Source organism: Enterobacter cloacae complex sp. 342H5 (assembly GCF_050030905.1).
Classification (GTDB): domain Bacteria; phylum Pseudomonadota; class Gammaproteobacteria; order Enterobacterales; family Enterobacteriaceae; genus Enterobacter; species Enterobacter intestinihominis.
In genome coordinates, this window is the sequence record NZ_JBLGVB010000001.1 from 1529105 (window position 1) to 1553306 (window position 24202).

23 protein-coding genes are annotated in these 24202 nt (G+C 56.8%); 10 read left to right on the top strand and 13 right to left on the bottom strand.

From position 1 onward, the window contains the following. A complete protein-coding gene (gene moeA / locus ACQG03_RS07380) occupies nt 1–1233 on the bottom strand; it encodes a molybdopterin molybdotransferase MoeA (RefSeq protein ID WP_022647544.1) in 1233 nt (410 codons plus the stop codon). Nucleotides 1234–1422: 189 nt separating this feature from the next. Here moeA and iaaA point away from each other — a divergent pair, with 189 nt between their 5' ends. From iaaA to gsiD, 5 genes are read left to right on the top strand one after another with little or no spacing between them, the layout of a single operon-like run. Continuing rightward, nucleotides 1423–2361: a beta-aspartyl-peptidase gene (gene iaaA, locus ACQG03_RS07385; RefSeq protein ID WP_038415732.1), complete on the top strand. Its 939-nt coding sequence runs from the start codon at nt 1423–1425 to the stop codon at nt 2359–2361. A gap of 11 nt (nt 2362–2372) precedes the next feature. Continuing rightward, nucleotides 2373–4244 carry a glutathione ABC transporter ATP-binding protein GsiA gene (gene gsiA, locus ACQG03_RS07390; protein WP_063149502.1) on the top strand — a complete coding sequence of 624 codons (1872 nt, stop codon included), beginning with the start codon at nt 2373–2375 and terminating at the stop codon, nt 4242–4244. Nucleotides 4245–4267: 23 nt separating this feature from the next. Then, nucleotides 4268–5806, top strand: a complete 1539-nt coding sequence (gsiB, locus tag ACQG03_RS07395; RefSeq protein ID WP_022647547.1) for a glutathione ABC transporter substrate-binding protein GsiB — start codon at nt 4268–4270, stop codon at nt 5804–5806. A 5-nt stretch (nt 5807–5811) separates the two neighbouring features. Continuing rightward, nucleotides 5812–6732 carry a glutathione ABC transporter permease GsiC gene (gene gsiC, locus ACQG03_RS07400; RefSeq protein WP_006809475.1) on the top strand — a complete coding sequence of 307 codons (921 nt, stop codon included), beginning with the start codon at nt 5812–5814 and terminating at the stop codon, nt 6730–6732. Nucleotide 6733: 1 nt separating this feature from the next. Continuing rightward, a complete protein-coding gene (gene gsiD / locus ACQG03_RS07405; protein ID WP_426726109.1) occupies nt 6734–7639 on the top strand; it encodes a glutathione ABC transporter permease GsiD in 906 nt (301 codons plus the stop codon). 128 nt (nt 7640–7767) lie between these two features. On the opposite strand, the gene rimO is transcribed toward gsiD, so the two are convergent. Continuing rightward, nucleotides 7768–9093, bottom strand: coding sequence for a 30S ribosomal protein S12 methylthiotransferase RimO (rimO, locus tag ACQG03_RS07410; protein ID WP_023299671.1), 1326 nt, complete (start codon nt 9091–9093; stop codon nt 7768–7770). 217 nt (nt 9094–9310) lie between these two features. Here rimO and bssR point away from each other — a divergent pair, with 217 nt between their 5' ends. Beyond that, nucleotides 9311–9694 (top strand): biofilm formation regulator BssR, encoded by a 384-nt coding sequence (gene bssR, locus ACQG03_RS07415; protein ID WP_022647550.1) that lies wholly within the window; start codon nt 9311–9313, stop codon nt 9692–9694. A 106-nt stretch (nt 9695–9800) separates the two neighbouring features. Next, on the top strand, nt 9801–10919 hold the full coding sequence (locus ACQG03_RS07420; protein ID WP_058676913.1) for a PQQ-dependent sugar dehydrogenase: 1119 nt from the start codon (nt 9801–9803) through the stop codon (nt 10917–10919). On the opposite strand, the gene ACQG03_RS07425 is transcribed toward ACQG03_RS07420, so the two are convergent. After that, nucleotides 10920–11546, bottom strand: coding sequence for a glutathione S-transferase family protein (locus ACQG03_RS07425; RefSeq protein ID WP_022647552.1), 627 nt, complete (start codon nt 11544–11546; stop codon nt 10920–10922). It abuts the gene before it with no gap. Between the two features lie 243 nt (nt 11547–11789). Here ACQG03_RS07425 and dacC point away from each other — a divergent pair, with 243 nt between their 5' ends. Continuing rightward, nucleotides 11790–12995: a serine-type D-Ala-D-Ala carboxypeptidase gene (dacC, locus tag ACQG03_RS07430; protein ID WP_023299674.1), complete on the top strand. Its 1206-nt coding sequence runs from the start codon at nt 11790–11792 to the stop codon at nt 12993–12995. A gap of 86 nt (nt 12996–13081) precedes the next feature. On the opposite strand, the gene deoR is transcribed toward dacC, so the two are convergent. The 3 genes from deoR to ACQG03_RS07445 all read right to left on the bottom strand — a co-directional run bounded on the left by deoR (nt 13082) and on the right by ACQG03_RS07445 (nt 15252). Continuing rightward, the gene (gene deoR / locus ACQG03_RS07435; RefSeq protein WP_022647554.1) at nt 13082–13840 is read right to left on the bottom strand and encodes a DNA-binding transcriptional repressor DeoR; all 759 of its coding nucleotides are present in this window, start codon (nt 13838–13840) and stop codon (nt 13082–13084) included. 67 nt (nt 13841–13907) lie between these two features. After that, the gene (gene ybjG, locus ACQG03_RS07440) at nt 13908–14516 is read right to left on the bottom strand and encodes an undecaprenyl-diphosphate phosphatase (protein ID WP_022647555.1); all 609 of its coding nucleotides are present in this window, start codon (nt 14514–14516) and stop codon (nt 13908–13910) included. Nucleotides 14517–14523: 7 nt separating this feature from the next. Then, the gene (locus tag ACQG03_RS07445) at nt 14524–15252 is read right to left on the bottom strand and encodes a phosphatase PAP2 family protein (RefSeq protein ID WP_063163414.1); all 729 of its coding nucleotides are present in this window, start codon (nt 15250–15252) and stop codon (nt 14524–14526) included. Between the two features lie 167 nt (nt 15253–15419). On the opposite strand from ACQG03_RS07445, the gene ACQG03_RS07450 reads away from it, so the two are divergent. Then, the gene (locus ACQG03_RS07450; protein WP_045621923.1) at nt 15420–16652 is read left to right on the top strand and encodes an MFS transporter; all 1233 of its coding nucleotides are present in this window, start codon (nt 15420–15422) and stop codon (nt 16650–16652) included. Between the two features lie 524 nt (nt 16653–17176). On the opposite strand, the gene ACQG03_RS07455 is transcribed toward ACQG03_RS07450, so the two are convergent. Further along, nucleotides 17177–17989, bottom strand: a complete 813-nt coding sequence (locus ACQG03_RS07455) for a Cof-type HAD-IIB family hydrolase (protein ID WP_022647558.1) — start codon at nt 17987–17989, stop codon at nt 17177–17179. Beyond that, a complete protein-coding gene (locus ACQG03_RS07460) occupies nt 17979–19193 on the bottom strand; it encodes an MFS transporter (protein ID WP_063163413.1) in 1215 nt (404 codons plus the stop codon). The genes ACQG03_RS07455 and ACQG03_RS07460 overlap by 11 nt, the downstream gene beginning before the upstream one ends. 82 nt (nt 19194–19275) lie before the next feature. Here ACQG03_RS07460 and ACQG03_RS07465 point away from each other — a divergent pair, with 82 nt between their 5' ends. After that, the gene (locus ACQG03_RS07465) at nt 19276–19827 is read left to right on the top strand and encodes a TetR/AcrR family transcriptional regulator (RefSeq protein ID WP_032624580.1); all 552 of its coding nucleotides are present in this window, start codon (nt 19276–19278) and stop codon (nt 19825–19827) included. Nucleotides 19828–19854: 27 nt separating this feature from the next. Here ACQG03_RS07465 and arsC read toward each other — a convergent pair whose 3' ends face one another. The 5 genes from arsC to ACQG03_RS07490 all read right to left on the bottom strand — a co-directional run bounded on the left by arsC (nt 19855) and on the right by ACQG03_RS07490 (nt 23576). Beyond that, the gene (arsC, locus tag ACQG03_RS07470) at nt 19855–20280 is read right to left on the bottom strand and encodes a glutaredoxin-dependent arsenate reductase (protein WP_023299678.1); all 426 of its coding nucleotides are present in this window, start codon (nt 20278–20280) and stop codon (nt 19855–19857) included. 12 nt (nt 20281–20292) lie between these two features. Further along, nucleotides 20293–21582: an arsenic transporter gene (locus ACQG03_RS07475; protein ID WP_023299679.1), complete on the bottom strand. Its 1290-nt coding sequence runs from the start codon at nt 21580–21582 to the stop codon at nt 20293–20295. A 40-nt stretch (nt 21583–21622) separates the two neighbouring features. Further along, nucleotides 21623–21943 carry a metalloregulator ArsR/SmtB family transcription factor gene (locus ACQG03_RS07480; RefSeq protein WP_038415737.1) on the bottom strand — a complete coding sequence of 107 codons (321 nt, stop codon included), beginning with the start codon at nt 21941–21943 and terminating at the stop codon, nt 21623–21625. A gap of 224 nt (nt 21944–22167) precedes the next feature. Then, nucleotides 22168–22647 (bottom strand): Hcp family type VI secretion system effector, encoded by a 480-nt coding sequence (locus ACQG03_RS07485; RefSeq protein WP_063163412.1) that lies wholly within the window; start codon nt 22645–22647, stop codon nt 22168–22170. A 221-nt stretch (nt 22648–22868) separates the two neighbouring features. Continuing rightward, a complete protein-coding gene (locus ACQG03_RS07490; RefSeq protein ID WP_426726110.1) occupies nt 22869–23576 on the bottom strand; it encodes a hypothetical protein in 708 nt (235 codons plus the stop codon). Nucleotides 23577–24202: the final 626 nt, after the last annotated feature.

Below are 24202 nucleotides of genomic sequence, written 5' to 3' on the forward strand. Positions count from 1 at the left end.
TCAGCCTCCGAACAGGTGGTTAAAGCGTTCCACTTCAACCCATTCGCCCGCCTCAACGTGGCCGCGATCGCGCTCCAGCACGATAAAGCAGTTACCCTGGCTGAAGGAGCTAAAGATGTGCGAACCCTGATGCCCGGTGGTGCTCACCTCCAGCTCGCCATCGGCGTTGCGCGCCAGAATGCCGCGCTGGAAATCGAGACGGCCCGGAGATTTTTTGAGGCGCGTTGCCGCCCGCACGCGCACACGTTCCGGCAGCGGGTCGGCATTGTTGCCTGAAAGCTTCGCCAGCAGCGGGATCACCAGCTGGTAGAAGGTCAGCGCGGCAGAGACCGGGTTACCCGGCAGGCCACAGAACCAGCTGTGCGGAAGTTTGCCAAACGCGAACGGTTTGCCCGGTTTAATCGCCAGCTTCCAGAAGGCGATTTCACCCAGCTCTTCAAGCAGGGTTTTGGTGTAATCCGCTTCGCCAACCGAAACGCCGCCGGAGCTGATCACCACGTCGGCAGAGGCGTCCGCGTCGATAAACGCCGTGCGCAGTTTCTCCGGATCGTCAGGAATGATGCCGAGGTTAATCACCTCGCAGCCCAGTTGCTCAAGCATCAGGTGCACCGCCAGACGGTTGGTGTCGTAAATCTGCCCCTCGTTCAGCGGCTGACCCGGAAGCTGTAGCTCGTCTCCCGTTGAGAACACCGCCACGCGTACCTTGCGGACAACGTCAATCTCCGCGATGCCAAGCGATGCCAGCACCGGCAGTTCGGCGACCGTCAGTTTTTGCCCGGCGGCAAAGACCGTTGCGCCGAGGGTAATGTCTTCCCCGATGTGGCGGATATTCTGTCCCGCTTTGACGCTGGCGGTAAAACGCACGCCGTCGTCCGTTAGTTCGGTCTCTTCCTGCATCACCACGGCTTCACAGCCCTTTGGCACCGGCGCGCCGGTCATAATGCGCACGCAGGTGTCCGCTGGCCACTCACCGTTGAACGGCTGCCCGGCAAAGGCTTTACCTGCCACCGGCAGCGGCTGACCCGTTTGCAAATCCGCCAGACGTACGGCATAGCCGTCCATCGCCGCGTTATCGAACCCCGGCACGTTCAGCGGCGAGACGATATCGCGCGCGGCAATACGGCCAAAACAGCGCACAAGCGGCAGCGTCTCAACGTCGTGCAGGGGAGTAATACGATCAAGCATCTGCGAGAGTGCCGTCTCAAGCGGCATCAGTCCGGCGGTAAAATCCATGGTGGGCTCCTGCGGAGTAACAACGAAAGCGCTCATTATGGCAGAAAAGTGCGGCTAACTGTATGACCCGATGGGTGTAAGCTTTACATCACAGTTGCGTCTTTCTATATTCAAAAATCATCTGAAGATTCGTCGACGATAATGATATTTATAGAAAAAGCAGCCAGCCAGGCTGATGGGTGATGCGAAATGAGTAAAGCGGTTATCGCAATTCATGGCGGTGCCGGGGCAATCACCCGTGCACAGCTCAGTCCCGAGCAGGAGAAGCGTTATATTGATGCGCTGAACGCCATTGTGGAAACAGGCCAGCGCATGCTGGAAGCGGGCAAAAGCGCGCTGGACGTGGTGACCGAAGCGGTGCGCCTGCTGGAGGAGTGTCCGCTGTTTAATGCCGGTATTGGCTCGGTCTTTACGCGCGATGAAACGCATGAACTGGATGCCTGCGTGATGGACGGCATCACCCTGAAAGCGGGGGCGGTGGCGGGCGTCAGCCGACTGCGCAATCCCGTACTGGCCGCGCGTCTGGTGATGGATCAAAGCCCGCATGTGCTGCTGACCGGGGCGGGGGCGGAGAAATTTGCCGTCGAGCACGGGATGGATACGGTCTCGCCCGATCTTTTTTCCACCGAGGAGCGTTACCGGCAGTTGCTGGAGGCCCGTACAGCGGGGATGACGCAGCTGGACCATGCCGCGCCGCTCGATGAACGCAGCAAAATGGGCACGGTAGGCGCGGTGGCGCTGGATAAAGCCGGTAACCTCGCCGCCGCGACGTCGACAGGCGGTATGACCAACAAGCTTCCCGGACGCGTCGGCGACAGTCCGCTGCCGGGGGCCGGGTGTTACGCTAATAACGCCACGGCGGCGGTGTCATGCACCGGCACTGGCGAAGTGTTTATTCGCGCGCTGGCGGCCTACGACATTACCGCGCTAATGGATTACGGCGGATTAAGCCTGAGTGAGGCCTGCGAGCGGGTGGTAATGGAGAAACTGCCAGCCCTGGGCGGAGAAGGTGGCTTAATCGCGGTGGATCGGGAGGGCAACGTGGCGCTGCCGTTCAACAGTGAAGGGATGTACCGGGCGTGGGGGTATGCCGGCGATGCGCCCAGCACAGGCATTTATCGTGAATAAGGGGGCATTGCGTGCCGCACAGTGAAGAGCTGGACAACTGCGAAGTGCTGGCTGTCCACCAACTGAATATTGCCTTTCAGGAAGAGCGGCAGTTCATCCCTGCAGTACAGAATTTATCGTTTTCGCTCAGGCGCGGCGAGACGCTGGCGATTGTCGGCGAGTCCGGATCCGGTAAATCGGTTACCGCGCTGGCGCTGATGCGTCTGCTTGAGCAGACGGGCGGGCAGGTCACCAGCGAGCGGATGCTGTTGCGCCGTCGCAATCGTCAGGTTATCGATCTCAACGAGCTGAGCGCGTCCCGGATGCAGGGGGTGCGCGGGGCGGATATTGCGATGATTTTTCAGGAGCCGATGACCTCCCTGAACCCGGTCTTCCCGGTGGGCGAGCAGATTGCCGAATCTATCCGCCTGCATCAGGGATTGAGCGGTGATGAGGCGCTTAACGAAGCTAAACGGATGCTGGAGCTGGTACGTATCCCTGAGGCGCACGCGATTTTGTCCCGCTATCCGCATCAGCTTTCCGGTGGCATGCGCCAGCGGGTGATGATTGCGATGGCGCTGTCGTGCCGTCCGGCGGTGCTCATTGCGGACGAACCCACCACGGCGCTGGATGTCACCATTCAGGCCCAGATCCTGCAACTGATTAAGGTGTTGCAGCAGGAGATGGAGATGGGGGTGATATTCATCACCCACGATATGGGGGTGGTGGCGGATATTGCCGATCGGGTGCTGGTTATGCATCAGGGCAATGCTGTGGAAACCGGCACGGTGGAGCAGGTCTTTCATGCGCCGGTGCATCCTTATACTAAAGCGCTGCTGGCGGCGGTCCCGCGTCTGGGCGCCATGAATGGCAGTGATTTTCCGCGCCGTTTTCCGCTGTTCTCTCAGACCGAACAGGGCCAGCAGGAAGACGAAACCGAGCAGAACACGGTGGTTTCCGGCAGGCCGATCCTTGAAGTGCGTGAACTGGTGACCCGTTTCCCGCTGCGCAGCGGGATCCTTAACCGCGTGAAGCGCGAAGTGCATGCGGTTGAATACGTCAGTTTTGATCTCTGGCCGGGCGAAACGCTGGCGCTGGTGGGGGAGTCCGGCTGCGGTAAATCCACCACCGGGCGGGCGCTGCTCAGGCTGGTTGAGTCGCAGGAGGGGAGCATCACCTTCAACGGTGAGCGCATCGATACACTCCCCAATGGTAAATTGCAGGCGGTACGCCGGGATATTCAGTTTATTTTTCAGGATCCTTATGCGTCGCTCGATCCGCGCCATACGGTGGGGTACTCGATTATGGAGCCGCTGCGGGTGCACAACCTGCTCGACGGTGAAGCCGCGCAGCGCCGCGTCGCGTGGCTGCTGGAGCGCGTGGGCCTGAAACCGGAGCATGCCTGGCGTTATCCGCACGAATTTTCTGGCGGTCAGCGACAGCGTATCTGCATAGCCCGGGCATTGGCCCTGAATCCGAAAGTGGTGATTGCGGATGAGTCCGTGTCAGCGCTGGATGTCTCCATCCGCGCGCAAATCATCAATCTCCTGCTCGATTTACAGCGGGATTTGGGCATTGCGTTTCTGTTTATCTCTCACGATATGGCGGTGGTTGAGCGGATCAGCCATCGCGTGGCGGTGATGTACATGGGGCAAATTGTTGAAATTGGCCCCCGTCGGGCGGTATTTGAAAACCCGCAGCATCCGTACACCCGCAAGCTGATGGCCGCCGTACCGGTTGCCGATCCTGAGCATCGTCACGCCCAGCGCGTGCTGTTGCAGGACGAAATGCCGAGCAATATTCGTAAACGGGGCGAAACTCTGGAGCGCGTGGCGCTGCGTGAAGTCGGTCCCGGTCATTTTGTCGCACCCCCGCGTCAGGGCAATGCATTCTCGCGGTTATAACTTACAACAGGCAGGAGAACACAATGGTTCCTTTTGTTGCTCGTCAATGGCTGCTTGCCGCGAGCGTGACGGCTGCGCTGGCCGCCGCCCCCGCGATCGCGGCGAAAGACGTGGTGGTGGCTGTGGGGTCTAACTTCACGACGCTGGATCCGTATGATGCTAACGACACCCTTTCTCAGGCGGTGGCAAAATCCTTCTACCAGGGGCTATTCGGCCTGGACCGCGAGATGAAGCTGAAAAACGTGCTGGCGGAAGGCTATACCGTGTCGGACGACGGGCTGGTCTATACCGTTAAGCTCCGTACCGGCGTGAAGTTCCAGGACGGCACCGACTTCAACGCCGAGGCGGTTAAGGTCAACCTGGACCGAGCCAGCAATCCGGAAAACGGTCTTAAGCGCTACAACCTGTATAAAAATATCGCCCAAACCGAGGCGGTTGATCCGGCGACGGTGAAGATCACCCTCAAAGAGCCGTTCTCGGCGTTTATCAATATCCTGGCGCATCCCGCGACGGTGATGATTTCCCCTGCGGCGTTGAAGAAATACGGCAAAGAGATTGGCTTCCACCCGGTGGGGACCGGACCGTACGAACTGCTTACCTGGAACCAGACCGATTATGTGAAGGTGAAGAAATTCGCCGGATACTGGCAGCCGGGGCTGCCGAAGCTGGATACCCTCACCTGGCGGCCGGTCGTGGACAACAATACCCGCGCCGCGATGCTGCAAACCGGCGAAGCGCAGTTTGCCTTCCCGATCCCCTACGAACAGGCAGCGCTGCTGGCGAAAAACAGCAAGCTGGAGCTGGTGGCCAGCCCGTCGATTATGCAGCGCTACATCAGCATGAACGTCACGCAGAAACCGTTTGATAACCCGAAGGTGCGCGAAGCCATCAACTACGCCATTAACCGCCAGGCACTGGTGAAGGTGGCCTTTGCCGGCTACGCCACCCCGGCGACGGGCGTGATGCCGCCAACCATTGAGTACGCGCAGAGCTATCAGCCGTGGCCGTACGATCCGGCGAAAGCGCGGGAACTGCTGAAAGAGGCGGGCTATCCGAACGGCTTTAGCACCACGCTGTGGTCGTCGCATAACCACAGTACCGCGCAGAAGGTGCTGCAATTTACCCAGCAGCAGCTGGCGCAGGTGGGCATTAAAGCCAGGGTCACGGCGATGGATGCCGGACAGCGCGCGGCGGAAGTGGAAGGCAAAGGACAGAAAGAGAGCGGCGTGCGGATGTTCTACACCGGCTGGACGGCTTCAACCGGTGAAGCGGACTGGTCCCTGTCGCCGCTGTTTGCTTCCCAGAACTGGCCGCCAACGCTGTTCAATACCGCGTTCTACAGTAATCCGCAGGTGGATAAGGATCTGGCCGATGCCCTGAAAACCACCAAACCGGAAGAGAAAGCGCGACTGTACAAAGAGGCGCAGGACATTATCTGGAAAGAGTCGCCGTGGGTGCCGCTGGTGGTGGAAAAACTGGTCTCAGCCCACAATAAAGCGCTGACCGGTTTTTACATCATGCCGGATACGGGCTTTAGCTTTGATGACGCGGATCTAAAATAAAACTCATGCTGAATTATGTGTGTAAACGCCTGCTGGGGCTTATCCCGACGCTGCTGATTGTGGCCGTGCTGGTGTTTTTGTTTGTCCACATGCTGCCCGGCGATCCGGCGCGTTTGATTGCCGGACCGGAAGCGGATGCCACGGTTATAGAACTGGTGCGTAAACAGCTCGGTCTTGACCAGCCGCTGTATCGGCAATTTCTGCGCTACATTGGCAATGTCCTTCAGGGCGATTTCGGCATCTCGATGGTGTCGCGTCGTCCGGTGTCGGAGGAGATTGCCAGCCGCTTTATGCCTACCTTCTGGTTAACGATTGCCAGTATGAGCTGGGCGGTTGTGTTTGGCCTGGGCGCGGGGATTGTCGCCGCCGTCTGGCGCAACCGCTGGCCGGATAAGCTCGGTATGGCGCTGGCGGTCACCGGTATCTCTTTCCCGGCGTTTGCGCTGGGTATGCTGCTGATGCAGATTTTCTCCGTCGAGCTGGGCTGGTTGCCCACCGTCGGGGCCGACACCTGGAAGCACTACATTCTGCCCTCTATGACGCTTGGCGCAGCCGTTGCGGCAGTGATGGCCCGTTTCACCCGCGCCTCCTTTGTCGACGTGCTGAGCGAAGATTACATTCGCACCGCGCGGGCAAAAGGGGTGAGTGAGAAATGGGTCATTCTGAAGCATGGTTTTCGTAATGCGATGATCCCGGTGGTCACGATGATGGGGCTACAGTTCGGCTTCCTGCTGGGCGGCTCTATCGTGGTTGAGAAGGTCTTTAACTGGCCGGGGCTGGGGCGCCTGCTGGTCGACTCGGTCGATATGCGTGACTATCCGGTTATTCAGGCTGAAGTTCTGCTTTTCTCGCTGGAGTTTATTCTTATCAACTTAGTGGTGGATGTGCTGTACGCCGCCATTAACCCGGCCATCAGGTATAAGTAAGATGCGATTACTGAACTGGCGTCGCCAGGCCATTTTAAACGCTATGCCGGGGATCAGGCCGGACCATATTCGCACCCCGTGGGTTGAGTTCTGGCGTCGATTCCGTCGTCAGCCCGTCGCTATGGTCGCCGGGTTGTTTGTGTTACTGCTGATCCTGGTGGCGATTATCGCCCCCTGGATAGCCCCGTTTGATGCGGAAAATTACTTCGATTACGACCGGCTGAACGATGGACCGTCGATGATGCACTGGTTTGGCGTGGACTCGCTCGGGCGCGATATTTTCAGCCGCGTGCTGGTAGGGGCGCAGATCTCGCTGGCGGCCGGGGTCTTTGCGGTGCTGATGGGCGCAGCGATTGGCACCGTGCTTGGGCTGGTGGCCGGGTACTATGAAGGCTGGTGGGACCGCATCATCATGCGTATCTGCGACGTGCTGTTTGCCTTTCCCGGTATTCTGCTGGCGATTGCCGTGGTGGCGGTGATGGGCAGCGGCATGGCGAACGTCATCATCGCCGTGGCGGTATTCACGATTCCCGCTTTCGCGCGCCTGGTACGTGGCAACACGCTGGTGCTGAAGCAGCAGACCTTTATCGAGTCGGCCCGCAGCATGGGAGCCGGCGATGCCACTATCCTGTTCAGCCATATTCTGCCGGGAACGGTCTCGTCTATCGTGGTCTATTTCACCATGCGCATAGGCGTGTCGATTATCTCGGCGGCCAGCCTGTCGTTTCTGGGGTTAGGCGCACAGCCGCCGACGCCGGAGTGGGGCGCGATGCTGAACGAGGCGCGGGCGGATATGGTGATCGCCCCGCACGTGGCGATCTTCCCGAGCCTGGCGATTTTCCTGACCGTGCTGGCGTTTAACCTGCTGGGGGATGGGCTGCGCGACGCGCTGGATCCGCGGATTTAAGGGGGTAGGTTTTTGCAGGCGAGTTACCCCTCACCCTAACCCTCTCCCCTGAGGGGAGAGGGGACTGCTCGGTGCGGTCTGTTCCCCCTCGCCCCTTTGGGGAGAGGGCCGGGGTGAGGGGTTAAAGATTAAACCCGGCTGCCCCACAAATCATACTCGTCGGCGTTTTCAACCTTCACGCGAATAATATCACCCGGCTTGACGTTGGTTTCCCCGTTCAGGTACACCGCACCGTCGATTTCAGGCGCATCCGCCATGCTGCGGCCAATCGCGCCTTCTTCGTCCACTTCGTCGATAATGACCAGAATTTCGCGGCCCACTTTCTCCTGCAAGCGTTCAGCAGAGATCTGCTGTTGCAGCTGCATAAAGCGGTTCCAGCGTTCCTCTTTGACTTCTTCCGGTACCTGGTCCGCCAGCTCGTTGGCCGTTGCGCCTTCAACCGGGCTGTACTTGAAGCAGCCCACGCGATCCAGACGCGCTTCTTTCAGGAAGTCGAGCAGCATCTGGAAATCTTCTTCGGTTTCACCCGGGAAGCCAACGATGAAGGTGGAGCGCAGGGTCAGTTCAGGGCAGATCTCGCGCCACTGCTTGATGCGCGCCAGCTGGCGGTCAACGGATCCAGGACGCTTCATCAGCTTCAGAATGCGCGGGCTGGCGTGCTGTAACGGGATATCCAGATACGGCAGGATTTTGCCTTCCGCCATCAGCGGAATCACGTCGTCAACGTGCGGGTAAGGGTAGACGTAGTGCAGACGCGTCCAGATCCCGAGCTTAGCAAGCTGCTCGCACAGGCCAACCATGCTGGTTTTTACCGGCTCGCCGTTATGGAAGCCGGAGCGGTGTTTGACGTCCACGCCGTAGGCGGAGGTGTCCTGGGAGATGACCAGTAACTCCTTCACGCCCGCGTCGGCCAGGCGTTTGGCTTCTGCCAGCACCTCGCCAATCGGACGGCTCACCAAATCGCCACGCATCGACGGGATGATGCAGAAGGTGCAGCGATGGTTGCAGCCTTCGGAAATTTTCAGGTAAGCATAGTGGCGCGGCGTCAGCTTCACGCCCTGTTCCGGCACCAGGCTCAGGAACGGGTTGTGCTTTGGCTTTGGTACGTAGTGATGAACATGTTCCAGCACCTGCTCGTAGCTGTGCGGGCCGGTGATCTCCAGTACCTTCGGGTGCACTTCGCGGATCTGATCCACCTTCGCGCCCAGGCAGCCGGTGACAATCACTTTGCCATTTTCCGTCAGGGCTTCACCAATGGCTTCCAGTGACTCCTGGACCGCGCTGTCGATGAACCCACAGGTGTTGACGATCACCATGTCGGCGTTGTCGTAGCTTGGCACCACGTCATAGCCTTCAGTGCGAAGTTCAGTCAGGATGCGTTCGGAATCCACCAGGTTCTTCGGGCAGCCCAGGGAGACAAAGCCGATTTTCGGCGGGTGCGTAACATTGCTCATAGGTTAAAAATTCATCAATTATGGAGTTATCAGGGCGGGATTTTACAGCGTATCGCGGGGGATTTATACACTCTTGATGGCGCAGTTGAGGCGGGCAATCGTTGTAACATTGTAAAGAATGTTAATCAGTTATCGTTTATTGATCTCAGGCATCACATTGTACAAAAAATGACCTTATTATTAATAGGGTAACATGGCTGACAGAGGAGGAAATAGCATGTCCGTTGACAGACTGAAACGCGATCTGCTTAACAAGCTGATCAACGCCCGAATCGACCTGGCTGCATATCTGCAACTCCGCAAGGCGAAAGGGTATATGTCAGTCAGCGAAAGCGAAAATCTGCGTGATAATTTCTTTGAACTTTGCAATTTCATGCGTGATAAAGCACCCATCCTGAAAGCGCACTGCGCTGAAAACGAATTAGTGGCGCTGCGCCGCGCCGCCGAGGTGCTTTCCATCGCCGGGGTCTGTTTGATGAACGGACGTCACGACTGCCCGAATTTTATTGCCGTTAACGCGGAGAAGCTTGAAAACTGCCTGACCACGCTCGCGCTTTGCATCATGTGTCTGAACAAGCCGGAAACGCTTGCCCGACACTGAACCTGGGGGAGGCAACTCCCCCTTTTGATTAAGCTTTTGTAAAAGTGTTAACGCACCCGGGAACAGTGGCTAATCTTTAAGCCATATGCCGATAAAGGAGTGCGTTATGCCTCGATCCTCGCTGCTTTTCCTCCCTGTACTGTTATTCCCGCTTTCGCTGCTTGCGGCGCCCGAGACGGTTAAGGTCGACGTGCTACAGACAAAACTGGATCACCCCTGGTCGCTGGCGTTTCTGCCTGATAATAAGGGGCTGCTGATCACGCTAAAAGACGGGCAGCTTAAGCACTGGCAGGCAGGGAAAGGGCTCTCCGATCCGATTGTCGGCGTGCCGAAGGTCTGGGCGAGCGGCCAGGGCGGATTGCTGGACGTGGTGCTGGCCCCGGATTTTGAACAATCACGGCGGATCTGGCTCAGCTTCGCCGAGGCGGGTGATGATGGAAAAGCGGGCACCGCGGTGGGCTACGGGCGGTTGAGCGATGACCTCTCGCGCATTGAGGGCTTCCAGGTGGTGTTCCGACAGATGCCGAAGCTCTCTACTGGCAACCACTTTGGCGGACGGCTGGTGTTCGACGGCAAAGGCTATCTCTTTATTGGCTTAGGTGAAAACAACCAGCGCCCGACGGCGCAGGATCTGGATAAGCTTCAGGGTAAGGTGGTGCGCCTGACGGAGGACGGGAAAGTGCCGCCGGATAACCCGTTTGTGAACACCGCCGGTGCACGGCCTGAAATCTGGTCTTACGGCATTCGCAACCCGCAGGGGATGGCGATGAACCCGTGGAGCGACGCGCTGTGGCTTAATGAACACGGCCCTCGCGGCGGGGATGAGATCAACATTCCTGAAAAAGGCAAAAATTACGGCTGGCCGATGGCGACGCACGGGATCAACTACAGCGGCCTGAAAATCCCGGAAGCGAAAGGCGAGCACGTTGAGGGCACTGAAAAACCGCTGTTTGTCTGGAAAGTGTCGCCCGCCGTCAGCGGCATGGCGTTCTACAACAGCGACGTCTTCCCGCAGTGGAAAAACAAGCTGTTTATCGGCGCGCTGAAGGAGAAAGACGTCATCGTGCTGAGCGTGAAGGGCAATACCGTGACGGAGGACGGGCGCATTCTTGGGGATAAAGATCAGCGAATTCGCGATGTGCGCGTCGGGCCGGATGGTTACCTGTACGTGCTGACCGACGAGACGGACGGGCAGCTTTGGAAAGTCAGCCCGTCCGGGTCGTAATCAGGTCACCGGGATCATCACCACGTTGCGATACGCCGGGCGCTCGCTGAGCTGCTGGATCCAGCGCTGAAGGTGAGGGCGCGGGGTCCAGCTGAGACCCATGTTAGTGAGGTTCCAGACGAAAGGGGCGACGGCGATATCGCCCACGCCGAACGTGTCGCCGGAGAACCAGGTATGCTTCGCCAGTTCGTCGTCCATCATCGCAAACAGCGACTCGCACGCGTCCTGGGCGGCATGAATGGCGGGATAATCACGATCGGCTTCCGGCGTACGGATAAGCCCCATCAGGATCACGCGGTGCGTTGGGGAAAGCGTCTGGTTTGCCCAGTCCATCCATTTTTCGCCCTGCGCGCGCTGGGCTGGATTTTCTACCCACAGCCGACCCTGGCCGTACTGCGCGGCGAGGTATCGCACGATGGTGTTAGACTCCCACAGCGTGGCGTCTGTCTCGTCATCGCGCAGTAGCGGCACCAGTCCGTTTGGGTTCATCGCCAGGTAGTCCGCGTCTTTATTCACGCCAAACTCCAGGCCCGCCATAACCTGCTTAAACGGTAAATCCAGCTCTTCCAGCGTCCAGAGCACTTTTTTCACGTTGGTCGAATTGTTCCTGCCCCACAGCGTAATCATATTTACTCCCGATGAGATGTGAATCCGAGTCAGCTTTTCGCCATGGTGAGATAAACCTAACAATTACGCAACAGATGCTAAAAAAAACACCGCAATCAAAGCGTATCTGAATGTTATTGCATAAACTTTAAAAACTTTACCTGGAACAGGTTTCTTTGAAGGCTGTAGTGCGCTATTACTCATCGCTTCTTGCGACACGGTGATTGTGACGTGATTTTTAGAATGGACACTCGGGTGGCATTTATGACGCAAAAAACTTCCTCTCTGCGCAGCCTGGCGGCAGGCTCGGCGCTGCTTTTCCTTTTTGCCCCAACGCTCCATGCGGCGGAACAGACAGCGCCCGAAGCGCCGCCTGTTGATGCGCGCGCCTGGATCCTGATGGATTACGCCAGCGGGAAAGTGCTGGCGGAAGGTAACGCCGACGAGAAACTCGACCCGGCGAGCCTGACGAAAATTATGACCAGCTATGTGGTCGGCCAGGCGTTGAAAGCGGGCAAGATCAAGCTGAATGACATGGTCACCGTCGGGAAAGATGCCTGGGCGACCGGTAACCCGGCGCTGCGCGGCTCGTCCGTGATGTTCCTGAAGCCTGGCGACCAGGTCTCCGTGTCCGATCTGAATAAAGGGGTCATTATTCAGTCGGGAAATGATGCCTGTATTGCGCTGGCCGATTACGTCGCGGGCAGTCAGGACTCATTTATTGGGCTGATGAATGGCTACGCGAAAAAACTGGGTCTGACCAATACCACTTTTAAAACTGTTCACGGCCTGGATGCGCCGGGTCAGTTCAGTACCGCGCGCGATATGGCGCTGCTGGGCAAAGCGCTGATCCATGACGTGCCGGATGAGTACGCTATCCATAAAGAGAAAGAGTTTACCTTCAACAATATCCGCCAGCCTAACCGTAACCGTCTGCTGTGGAGCAGTAACGTTAACGTGGACGGCATGAAAACCGGTACAACTGCCGGGGCCGGATACAACCTGGTGGCTTCTGCGACGCAGGGCGATATGCGCCTGATCTCAGTGGTGCTGGGAACGAAAACCGACCGAATTCGTTTTAACGAATCCGAAAAACTGCTGACCTGGGGTTTCCGCTTCTTTGAAACCGTCACGCCGATTAAGCCGGACGCTACCTTCGTGAGTCAGCGCGTCTGGTTTGGTGATAAAAGTGAAGTGAACCTGGGAGCGGGTGAAGCGGGTTCCGTCACCATTCCACGCGGTCAGCTGAAAAACCTGAAAGCCAGCTATACCCTGACCGAGCCACAGCTCACCGCACCGCTGAAAAAAGGTCAGGTGGTCGGGACGATAGATTTCCAGCTTAACGGCAAATCTATTGAGCAGCGTCCGCTGGTGGTAATGGAAGCGGTGGAAGAGGGCGGCTTCTTCAGCCGGATGTGGGACTTTGTGTTAATGAAATTCCACGGCTGGTTTGGCAGCTGGTTCAGCTAAGTTTTTGCCGGGTGGCGGCTTCGCCTTACCCGGCCTACAACGGCTCGAACGTAGGCCGGGTAAGCGCAGCGCCACCCGGCATAACCTCAATACATCAACTTCACCTGCTGCGCTTTCGCGTATGCCACCAGCTCGTCATCCGGGCGGCAATCACTGACGATGGCGTCAAAGCGCGACAGTTCTCCCATCCTTGCCGGACGGACCTTGCCAAATTTACTGTGATCAACCACCAGCACATGCTGCTGCGCGGCGTTGAGCGCCCACTGTTTCACCGGTAACTCTTCAAGATTAAAACAGGTTGCCCCCTGTTTCACATTCACGCCCGCCGCAGAGTAAAAGGCGATATCAGGGCATACATTGCTCAGCGTGTCCTGAATATTCAGCGGCTTGAAGATGGCGTTGCTGGCATGAAACTCGCCGCCACACAAAATCACCCGGCATGCTGGTTTCTCCTGCAAAGCCAGGAAGGTATTTAGCGAATAACAGACGGCGGTAAAGGGAACGGTGCTGTCGATGGCCTCGATGATCCACGGGGTTGTCGTACCGCAGTCAAAAAACAGCGTTTGATGCGGCTGCACCAGCGAGGCGGCGAGCCGCGCGGCTTTGCGCTTCTCTTCCACCAGGCGTGTTTTTTGATCGCTTAACAGATAATGGCTGGCGCTACGCGGCTCCAGAACAATATACCCGCCAAGCAGCACAACGGGGGCGCTGTCGCTGTTCAGATCGCGACGAATGGTCATTTCAGACACGCCAAGCAGGGAAGCGGCTTCCTTAAGATGCAGCTTATCGCTGCGCTTCAGCGCCTGAAGCAGCTGAGCAATGCGGTCATCGCGACGTGTTTCCATAGATCCTCGGGCTAAAAAAGTGAGCCCCCGCAGGGCGGGGGCTCAAGTGTAACCTGACGGACCGGGGTTAGTCACGTATCCAGCCTTTGCGGATCGGAAGGGCAAACAGAACGCGATAGGCCTGTGATAATCCACGATAAAGCGCCGGGCCAAAAAGGCTCCACAGGATGGCTGCGCTGACGCAGCCCATCAGCCCCACCAGGAAACCGCCGACCATATCCAGCGGCCAGTGCACCCCCAGGTAGACGCGGGACCAGGCGATGGCGACTGCCACGCCCATCAGCACTACGCCGGACCACAGGCGATGCCAGAACAGGAAGGCCAGCGCAAAGGTGAAGATCACCGTGCCGTGATCGCTCGGGAACGAGTCATCCGGCGCATGGTGCAGGAAGTTGTAGCCGACGCGATCGACAAACGGACGATCGTGCGGGAAGGCGTGACCCAGCACGTAGCTTGCCAGCACGCTCACGCCAATTGCCATCGCCATTTTGATCACCAGATGGCGCTGGGCGGTGACCTGTGTACGAGGCCCCCATAACCAGAGGATCACCGCCAGCGCCGGTACAATGCTAATCAGATCTTTCGCAATGAAGGTGGCGAGATCGATCATCCATTCCGGTGACGACGGTGTGGCGTTGAGCAGGTAAAACAGTTCGTAGTTCAGATTTTCTAACATAATCTCGTTACTCTTTAGCAAACCGGGCGGAAACCAGCCCGTAAACCAGCACCTGGGAAAACCAGACCCACCACCCGGCCCACAGGTTGTGAGAGAAAAAATGCGCGCCGCGCATGACCTGCCCGAAGCCCATCACCAGCCCTATAACAACGCCTGACGCGACAAAGGACCATGCCAGGCGCGGACGTTCACGCCAGAAGGCAAAAAACAGCCCCATCACCATAAACCCGCTTGAGGCGTGGCCGCCGGGAAAGCAGCGTCCCGGTCCGCTGTCTGCCGGAACGGCGCTGAACAGGGGATACGAAACGGACCTGCCGCCATATTCCACCAGATCCCACGGACAGCTGTGGTGGCTTATGCTTTTCAGCACCCCTACTACCAGCGCACCCAGCCCCATCAGAAGCGCGGCCGTTACCAGTCGGGCATTGCGTTTGTAAGCGCCGTAAATCAGCGATGCGGCAGCGATAACAATGGTCACATATTTCGCCAGCCGATGGTTCAGCAGATCCAGCAACGGGTTTTGCTGTAGCGGAAAATGATGCGTCGCTGCGTCATACCAGAAGCCGGTTATCCATCGGTCAAGCGATTCATCGCGCGAAAGCCAGGTAAAAAGCACCGCAAGGGCAATAAGCACGAAAAGTTGATAACCATAAAAGCGGGCAGGCAAACGGTAAAGACGTTTTGTCTTATTTGTCGGTAACTTAGATAATTCTGAAGGGCTGACGGCGTGTATCATAGTTTCGGTCAATAACGTGAAATAGCACTATCATAGGGAGGGCAACTTAAGGAAACCTTAAACAACAACGATAAGTGCGTTATTTCTGTTTTTTCACGTTAATTTGCTATCTCAGACAGCGGCAATTCATTACACTCATCGCGATTTTTTCATACTAAAGAGATTGCATGATAAACCGTTCTTCTTCCGGTAATCGTCTGGGTCGTCAGGCGTTACTTTTTCCTCTGTGTCTGGTGCTTTACGAATTCTCTACCTACATCGGCAACGACATGATCCAGCCCGGCATGCTGGCTGTGGTTGAGCAGTACAACGCAGGTATTGAGTGGGTACCGACATCCATGACCGCCTATCTGGCGGGCGGCATGTTTTTACAGTGGCTGTTAGGGCCGCTGTCGGATCGTATTGGCCGCCGTCCGGTGATGCTGACGGGCGTAGTGTGGTTTATCGTCACCTGTCTCGCCACGCTGCTGGCGCAGAGTATTGAGCAGTTCACGCTGCTGCGTTTCCTTCAGGGCGTGAGCCTGTGCTTTATTGGCGCCGTGGGCTATGCCGCTATTCAGGAGTCGTTTGAGGAGGCGGTGTGTATCAAAATTACCGCGCTGATGGCAAACGTGGCGCTGATTGCACCGCTTCTTGGGCCGCTGGTGGGAGCCGCATGGGTTCACGTCGCGCCGTGGGAGGGGATGTTCGTCCTCTTTGCCGCGCTTGCGGCTATCTCTTTCTTTGGCCTGCACCGTGCGATGCCGGAAACCGCCACCCGCCTGGGCGAAAAGCTCTCGCTTAAAGAGCTTGGGCGGGATTATAAGGCAGTGCTGAAAAACGGTCGTTTTGTCGCGGGCGCGCTGGCGACGGGGTTTGTCAGCCTGCCACTGCTGGCGTGGATTGCCCAGTCGCCGGTCATTATCATCAGCGGCGAACAGCTTAGCAGCTATGAGTATGGCCTGTTACAGGTGCCGATTTTTGGCGCGCTGATTATCGGTAACCTGGTGCTGGCGCGTCTGACGTCACGCCGTACCGTGCGTTCGCTGATTATTTTGGGCGGCTGGCCCATAGCGGCAGGGCTGATTATCGCGGCGGTGGCGACCGTAGCCTCGTCTCATGCGTACCTGTGGATGACGGCGGGACTGAGTGTTTACGCGTTTGGTATCGGCGTGGCGAATGCTGGCCTAGTGCGCCTGACGCTGTTCGCCAGTGAAATGAGTAAAGGCACGGTGTCTGCCGCGATGGGGATGCTGCAAATGCTGATTTTCACTGTCGGTATTGAGGTGAGCAAACATGCCTATGCTTTCGGCGGTAACGGGCTGTTCAGCCTGTTCAACCTCGCAAACGGTGTGCTGTGGGTAGGTCTGATGGTGGTGTTCCTGAAGGACAAACGCGTCGGAAATGCCCTGCAACCGTAATCCTTATTCCCTCTCCCCCCTGGGCGAGCTCGGGACAGTTCCCTCTCCCTGTGGGCTGAGGGATCCCCAGTAATTTGAAAGCAAAAGCGATGACGTTGCCTCAGAATAACTGAGGGCTTTCAGCGATGCCTCGGTCCGGCTGTAAATCGCTGAGGCGTTTCCTGTAGGCCGGGGCGAGGCGCAGGGATGCGCCGAGAGGGCGGGCTTTACAGGGATGTTACCTCCGCCCGTCCCCGATAAGCCGGAAGGAATAAGCCGAAGGCACCGCGAAGCGGCGATTTTCCGCCGGAAGCCCGGGTCGCCAGGGTGGTGGCGACTGAGCCACCCTGGCACGTTCACCGGTCATGTCGTGACAGAGTAGCAAGGAACATAAAGTGAACGGAATGACCACCAGAGCCGTATGTTCCCCCTCACCCCAGCCCTCTCCCTCAAGGGAGAGGGGGCCATCTGTGCAGGCATTATTTTGTGGGGAACCCTCAGCCCGGTGGGAGAGGGTTAGGGTGAAGGGACCAGAGCGCACGAAATCAATTAAACGGCGCCTTCCCCTCCAGCACCATATCAATCACGTCCAGCACCCCTTCGTCATTATTGTTCGGCGCTTCATAGCGGGCCACAGCCTTTATATGCGGTCTGGCGTTGGCCATCGCGAAGCCAAACCCAGCCTGGCGCAGCATCTCCACGTCGTTACCGCTGTCGCCAAAGGCCACCACTTCACTGTCCTCAATGCCCCAGCGCGCTTGCAGGATCCGCAAGCCGTTAGCTTTGTGCACGCCAGGGATTATCAGGTCGATACTGCCGTGACCCGTGGTCACCGGCACCATGATGTCGCCAAGCTTCTCATGCAGCAGCGCCTGAATGCGCGGTATTTCGTCGTCAGAGACGTTAAGCCCGAACTTGAAGAAAATATCGTTGAGGTTGTCAAAGCTGCTGACGCTTTCAAGGCGGTGATAGTATTTCGCCGCAATCTCTTTGAAGAGGTCGTTATACGTTTTCAGCGTGTAGGCGCTGTTTTTTCCGCAGGCAATTATCTCAATGCCGGGCACGTCGTTTAACAGGGTGGCGACGGTCAGAAAATGCTCTTTCGACAGTTCGCCGTTAAACACGTCTTCGCCCGCATCCACCACCCAGCCGCCGTTTTCGGCGACGAAGGCGATTTCATGGGCGATCTCGGGGAAAAATGAGATCAACTGGTAGTACTGGTTTCCGCTGGCGACCACAAAACGGATGCCTTGCGCTTTCATGCGCGCGTACTGCGCCAGAAAACGCGCGCGATTATAGGTTTTCGCATCGCTCAGGAAGGAGCCATCCATGTCGACTGCAATCAGTTTAACGCTCATATCCCTTCTCCATTGTCGTTTGTTCTGCTTCCGGTTTTGCCACCGCACGCGCCACCAGGGCGGCAATAATCACTAACCCTAACACCACCAGCATGGCGCTGCGCAACCCGTAGTGCTCACCGAGGAATCCAAGCAACGGTGGCCCCACCAGGAAGGCAAGGTAGCCCGTGGTCGCCACAACGCTCACGCGCGTCGGCGCATCGGGGCCGGTATCGCTGGCAGCGGAAATGGTCAGCGGGAAGCCAAGGGAGGCGCCCAGCCCCCACAGGATCACCGACACACCGGCAATCCAGTCCACATCCACAAAGATGATCATCGCGATGCCCAGCCCACCCAGCAGGGCGCTGGCACGGACGACCGCCACGCGGCTGTAGCGGTCGATAAACCAGCCGCCGGTAAAGCGTCCGACGGTCATGCCGAGCGTAAATCCGGCGTAGATCAGCGAGCCGGAGGTGGGGCTAAATCCGTGCCCGTCCACCATCAGTAACGGTAGCCAGTCGTTGGCGGAGCCTTCAGCAAATGCCATCGCCAGCACCACCACGCCAATCAGCATTAGCTGGAAATCACGATAGAAGGGCAACCCTTTTGCCGCAGACTTCTGTTCGTCCGAGGCGTGTTGTCCTGTGCCTGCGGGAATAGCCCTGATGCCGGTGAGGATCGGGATAATACAGACCAGCGCCGCCAGCAAAATGTGCACATTGGCCGCAATGCCCAGCGCCGTCAGCGCCATCCCCACGCCCGCGCCCGCCAGCGTGCCGAGACTGTAAAAGCCATGCATCATGGGCAGCACCGTTTTGTTCATCGCCTGTTCGACGGCGGCCCCCTCGACGTTAATGGCCACTTCAGCCGCACCAAAGCTGCCGCCAAATACCATCAGCCCAAGGGCAAACATCAGCGGCGAGGCGAACCACAGCGCCACGCTCAAAGCGAACATTCCCACCACGGCGCAGCACATGGTGGTACGGATCACCGCGCGCGTGCCAAAGCGCTTCACCAGCCAGGCCGAGCAGAGGATGCCGCTCATCGAGCCAATCGACAGGCCAAACAGCACGATCCCCATCTCCGCCGTCGAGACGGACAGCGTATCGCGGATTGCCGGGGTGCGCGTTGCCCAGGAAGCCATCAGCATCCCGGGGATGAAGAAGAACATAAACAGCGCCCACATGCGCAGATGCAGGGCTTTGCGAGGAGAAGTTAGCGTCATTGGGATCAGCACCAGAAGTACAACAATAGCGACAACACTAGCAACTTTGTGTACATTTGTACACAAACTGGATGAGGATTTTATGAGCAGACCACCGAACGACCCTAACCGCCGCGAGAAGATACTCCAGGCGACGCTGGACACCATTGCTGAGCACGGTATTCATGCCGTCACGCACCGCAAAATTGCCACCTGCGCAGGCGTGCCGCTGGGGTCGATGACCTACTATTTCGACGGGATGGAGTCGCTTCTGGAGGAGGCGTTCACGTGGTTTACGCAGCAGATGTCTCAGCAGTACCGGGATTTCTTCGCGGGGGTGACCGGGCGGGAGAGGGCGTGCGAGGCCATTACCACGCTGATCCACAGTTCAGCCGTGACCACGCCACACAATATGGCGCTGATGTATCAGCTGTACGCTTTTATGCACCGCAGCGCCGCGCTGAAAACGGTGATGCAGGACTGGATGAAGATGAGTCAGACTACGCTTGAGCAGTGGTTTGATCCGGCCACCGCCCGTGCGCTGGATGCGTTTATCGAGGGGATGACGCTGCATTTTGTAACCGACCGGTCGCCGTTAACCCGGGAGGAGATCCGGGCGATAGTGGGACGGATTGCAGGCGAGGATACCGTCTGATAGCGCTCGCCCCGGCCACGCCTGATGTCAGGAGATTTTTTTCCCGCTGGCGTCAACGACGACTTCGCCATCTTCCTTTGTAAATGCCCCTTTTTGCGCGTCCGGAAGGATGTCGAGAACGACTTCAGAAGGGCGGCACAGACGTGTACCCAGCGGCGTCACCACAATCGGACGGTTAATCAGAATGGGGTATAGCAGCATGAAATCAATAAGCTGGTCATCGGTGAAATTTCCCCCGGCAAGGCCCAGTTGCTCGTAAGGCTCGACGTTTTTGCGCAGCAGATCGCACACGGGAATCCCCATGTCTGCAATCAGCCTGGTCAGTTCATCACGCGACGGTGGGTTCTCAAGATAGAGAATAATTTCGGGTTCCGTACCGCTGTTGCGGATCATCTCCAGCGTATTGCGCGACGTGCCGCAGGCCGGGTTGTGGTAGATAGTGATGTTGCTCATATCCGTTACTCATTACAGTGTGAAGGAGAGACGTAGCGCCAGCGCGGCGAGCGTCACAAACAGAACCGGCAGCGTCATTATGATGCCCGTCCTGAAATAGTAGCCCCAGGTAATGGTCATGTTTTTCTGTGCCAGCACATGAAGCCATAGCAGGGTTGCCAGGCTACCAATGGGGGTGATTTTCGGCCCCAGATCGCAGCCAATCACGTTAGCGTAAATCATCGCCTCCTTAATCAAGCCTGTTGCCGCACTACCCTCAATGGAGAGCGCGCCGATCAATACCGTTGGCATATTGTTCATTATGGATGACAGAAAGGCGGTGATAAATCCGGTTCCCAGCGTAGTGGCCCAGAGTCCGTGTCCGGCTAAGCGATCAAGAACGCCTGAAAGAGACTCCGTCAGCCCGGCATTACGCAGGCCATACACCACCAGATACATCCCCAGCGAAAAGATAACGATCTGCCAGGGTGCGCCGCGCAGCACTTTCCCGGTGTTAATGGCGTGCCCGCGTTTCGCAACGGCAAATAAAATCAGCGCGCCAGTTGTTGCGATAGCGCTGACCGGGATACCCAGAGGTTCAAGCACAAAGAAACCGACGAGCAGTAGCAGCAGCACGATCCAGCCCGTTCTGAACGTCGGCAGGTCATGAATGGCCCGTGCGGGCTCGCGGAGTTTTGCCAGGTCATATTCCGGCGGTATTTCCTTGCGGAAGAACAGATGCAGCATCACCAGCGTCGCGGCAATTGCGGCGATATCAACCGGGATCATCACCGAGGCGTATTCGCTAAAGCCCAGCTTAAAGAAGTCCGCTGAGACGATGTTGACCAGGTTGGAGACAATCAGCGGCAGGCTGGCGGTATCGGCGATAAATCCCGCCGCCATCACGAACGCCAGCGTGGCCTGCTTGCTGAACCCCAGCGCCAGCAGCATGGCGATAACGATAGGCGTCAGGATCAATGCCGCACCGTCATTGGCGAACAGCGCCGCCACGGCCGCACCCAGCAGCACGATCCAGGTAAACAGCAACCGCCCGCGACCGTTTCCCCAGCGAGCAACGTGCAGCGCCGCCCACTCGAAAAAACCGGACTCATCCAGCAGCAAACTGATAACGATTACCGCGATAAACGTGGCCGTCGCATTCCAGACGATGTTCCAGACCACCGGAATATCGTTAACGTGGATCACACCGCTCGCCAGCGCCAGCGCGGCGCCAATGGTGGCACTCCAGCCGATACTGAGCCCTTTGGGCTGCCAGATAACCAGTACCAGCGTAAACAGAAAAATAGCCCCTGCCAGAAACATCTTTTACTCCGTTATATCTGTTTTTGTGAATGTGTTGTGGTCAGCACGAGCCCGGGAGGCGGTTTTTCAGCTTCATACGTGTCTCTTCTCGCAGGCAGTTCCAGCTGTTATCGATAACGGTTGCCGCCCACGCGGGCATGTTGGGAGAGAGACGGTAGTAGATCCATTTACCCTCACGACGATCGATGACCAGCCCGGCCTCACGCAGCAATGCCATATGGCGGGAGACTTTGGGCTGCGGCTCGTTGGTAGCGGAGCAGAGATCGCAGACGCACAGCTCGCCCGCTTCACGCAGAAGCATGACGATGGAGAGGCGCGTTTCGTCGGAGAGGGTTTTGAAGAGCTGGAGCGGGTGGAGCATTCTGTCATCCTGAATGTTTTGTGTCATATGCATTAAATCATATGTGATTGTAGTAAAGGAGAGAAGAAGGAGATAGCAGGAAGGATAAAAAAGCGACTGGAGGACTCGCTAAGGTCAAAATAGTCTTTATGGCTTGTCCGGACTACTCCTGATAGTCATGGGAAAGAAACCGCCCCAGGGGGACGGTTTCTTTATATCTGCTCACTTTCAACGCTCTTCTGTGCTCAGGCGCAGCAGCGATCGTTCCAGGTGTCACGGTAAATGATATTCCCCTCCGTGTACTTCCATGAGACTGCTTCGTAACGCAATTCGAGCGTTTCAAGATGGGTGCTGCTCATCCCGTTAGGGGTCATGAAGGGTGCCACTGTCGTGAACTTAACGTTTTCCATCACGATATTGAAATATTCGGCCTCGATCCCGGACTCCAGAATGCGGTACATCTTAATGATCCCCTTCTTCATAACTCTCCCTTCGCACACGGCGCGGTAAAGAAGCGGGGTAGTCTGATCAAATTCTTTAACTATCGTAATAGGGCGATGGACGCGCGTGCCGGTGAGTTTACCCCAGCTTGGATCAACCGGAATGGTTACACCGTGGGAGAACGATTTTAGCTCTATGGAACCAAGACGCGTGGGCATCATGCAGCTACCGATAATCGGCGAACCGTTCTCGTCTTCTAGCCATAGGTGTGCGGGTGTAGACATGTAATTTCCTTATTAGTAAGCGTAACGCATTGATGTTCCTCAATGCCATATCCAGTAAGCCAGTCCCAGTGTTACCAGGTAAAACAGGAGGATGAATCCCTGGCTAACCTCAGGGAAGTAAACGTCAAGGACATAGCCAAAAATGAACGTGAGGATGATCGGGACATAGGTCCAGAAGAAAAACTGAGCCTGAGATTTGAACCAGCGTCTTAAAAAGCCCATCAGTGTCTACCCATTAGCTTCAGGATCGTGTCAGCAGCATCATAAGGGCTTTGACTGTCAGTCCATTGCTGGGTTAGCACGCCCGCGCGCATAAAAGCAGGCTCCACCAGGAAATACATCATCTCCAGTTCTCGCAGGTATAACGCTTGATAGTAGGCGGGATGCATCGCTTGCAGGCGATGAGCGCTGTCAGCAGCTTTTTGCACAACCCCGTATATCCCCAGCCCTCCAATAGCCGCGCCCGTTAATCCTGAAACGACCTTTAACCCTGAAGGTGGAAGGGTCACATAGAGGCAAACAGTCGATGCGACGCCTGCAGAGAATGAATACGAGGTTAGCGTGCTGGTGGATATATAAACGTTAGCGCGCATTAGAGCATGCTGTATCGCTGATAATTCTGCCGGGGAATAATCCTTAACCAGCTCCTCTACGTACGTGTTGATTAGGTCAAAGACGATGTTCCAGCGAGAAACGAGATGGAATATGCCCTTTCGGAATCTAGCGTCCTCCAGGTTTTGTCGGGTGCATACATCGTAATATTCATCAGTAAAGCAGGAGGTGTAGTACAGCAGGCGTTGGGCACCGGCACCTATATTATTCAGGTGGCTCTTTACCTCTTCACCTACATCACGTACCGCCCGGTCCAGCTTCATTGCCAGTATCTTTTGGCTCTGAAGCTGGCGGATGATCTCTTCAGAATGGTACATGCTTACTGACCTCGCACTTCAGCTCAATTGAGCGATTTTTTGCTGCATCCCCTAAGACCGGCATTGCTATTACTGAACTTGAAAACTGCATTCCTGTCCCCTCCATAGTGTTTCTATCCGCTCCAGCGTATATCTGTAACTAATATGGAAGTTCAAAGCAGATCATGTTCATGAAAAGCAGGGTATTTTTAGGATAATGACTTGATGTTTTTTAACCAATATGCGATTTATCGGCGAGCTTTTAGTGCGAATAGATAAGTTCAACATTGAGTGACTCGTTCCAAAATCCAACAGAAATATCATCACATACAGACTTTGCCACGCGCAACTAGTAGCGCTCTGGCGTGTTCCAGCCTTTCAGGCAGTTAGCGCCACCCTTAAAGCAGATCTAGCCCCCAGCAGGGCGCTGGCGCGTCACAGCATAGCCAAAAAATCTTTCGCAGACCAAAATCGCACTACACCGCACCCACCTGCGGTTTTTGGATCATAAAAATTTTTCAGTTTTATTTTTCTTCAAACCAGACCGCTTGGCCGCACCAGTGCTGGCGGCCTTGCGGAAAACCGCAACTGAAAAGATTGAAAAGAATTTCAGTGTTTTTCACTTTTATGGATCTGTGGAGGATCTA

Bases quoted from the DNA above. Each gene is read 5' to 3' on its own strand.
- ACQG03_RS07460 (WP_063163413.1), bottom strand. From the start codon at position 19,193: ATGACGCTAACTTCTCCTCGCAAAGCCCTGCATCTGCGCATGTGGGCG.
- arsC (WP_023299678.1), bottom strand. From the start codon at position 20,280: ATGAGCAACATCACTATCTACCACAACCCGGCCTGCGGCACGTCGCGC.
- ACQG03_RS07420 (WP_058676913.1), top strand. From the start codon at position 9,801: ATGCCTCGATCCTCGCTGCTTTTCCTCCCTGTACTGTTATTCCCGCTT.
- ACQG03_RS07475 (WP_023299679.1), bottom strand. From the start codon at position 21,582: ATGTTTCTGGCAGGGGCTATTTTTCTGTTTACGCTGGTACTGGTTATC.
- rimO (WP_023299671.1), bottom strand. From the start codon at position 9,093: ATGAGCAATGTTACGCACCCGCCGAAAATCGGCTTTGTCTCCCTGGGC.
- ACQG03_RS07480 (WP_038415737.1), bottom strand. From the start codon at position 21,943: ATGCTCCACCCGCTCCAGCTCTTCAAAACCCTCTCCGACGAAACGCGC.
- iaaA (WP_038415732.1), top strand. From the start codon at position 1,423: ATGAGTAAAGCGGTTATCGCAATTCATGGCGGTGCCGGGGCAATCACC.
- gsiD (WP_426726109.1), top strand. From the start codon at position 6,734: ATGCGATTACTGAACTGGCGTCGCCAGGCCATTTTAAACGCTATGCCG.
- dacC (WP_023299674.1), top strand. From the start codon at position 11,790: ATGACGCAAAAAACTTCCTCTCTGCGCAGCCTGGCGGCAGGCTCGGCG.
- ACQG03_RS07445 (WP_063163414.1), bottom strand. From the start codon at position 15,252: ATGATACACGCCGTCAGCCCTTCAGAATTATCTAAGTTACCGACAAAT.
- ACQG03_RS07455 (WP_022647558.1), bottom strand. From the start codon at position 17,989: ATGAGCGTTAAACTGATTGCAGTCGACATGGATGGCTCCTTCCTGAGC.
- gsiC (WP_006809475.1), top strand. From the start codon at position 5,812: ATGCTGAATTATGTGTGTAAACGCCTGCTGGGGCTTATCCCGACGCTG.
- ACQG03_RS07490 (WP_426726110.1), bottom strand. From the start codon at position 23,576: ATGTACCATTCTGAAGAGATCATCCGCCAGCTTCAGAGCCAAAAGATA.
- ACQG03_RS07465 (WP_032624580.1), top strand. From the start codon at position 19,276: ATGAGCAGACCACCGAACGACCCTAACCGCCGCGAGAAGATACTCCAG.
- ACQG03_RS07485 (WP_063163412.1), bottom strand. From the start codon at position 22,647: ATGTCTACACCCGCACACCTATGGCTAGAAGACGAGAACGGTTCGCCG.
- ACQG03_RS07450 (WP_045621923.1), top strand. From the start codon at position 15,420: ATGATAAACCGTTCTTCTTCCGGTAATCGTCTGGGTCGTCAGGCGTTA.
- gsiB (WP_022647547.1), top strand. From the start codon at position 4,268: ATGGTTCCTTTTGTTGCTCGTCAATGGCTGCTTGCCGCGAGCGTGACG.
- bssR (WP_022647550.1), top strand. From the start codon at position 9,311: ATGTCCGTTGACAGACTGAAACGCGATCTGCTTAACAAGCTGATCAAC.
- deoR (WP_022647554.1), bottom strand. From the start codon at position 13,840: ATGGAAACACGTCGCGATGACCGCATTGCTCAGCTGCTTCAGGCGCTG.
- moeA (WP_022647544.1), bottom strand. From the start codon at position 1,233: ATGGATTTTACCGCCGGACTGATGCCGCTTGAGACGGCACTCTCGCAG.
- ACQG03_RS07425 (WP_022647552.1), bottom strand. From the start codon at position 11,546: ATGATTACGCTGTGGGGCAGGAACAATTCGACCAACGTGAAAAAAGTG.
- ybjG (WP_022647555.1), bottom strand. From the start codon at position 14,516: ATGTTAGAAAATCTGAACTACGAACTGTTTTACCTGCTCAACGCCACA.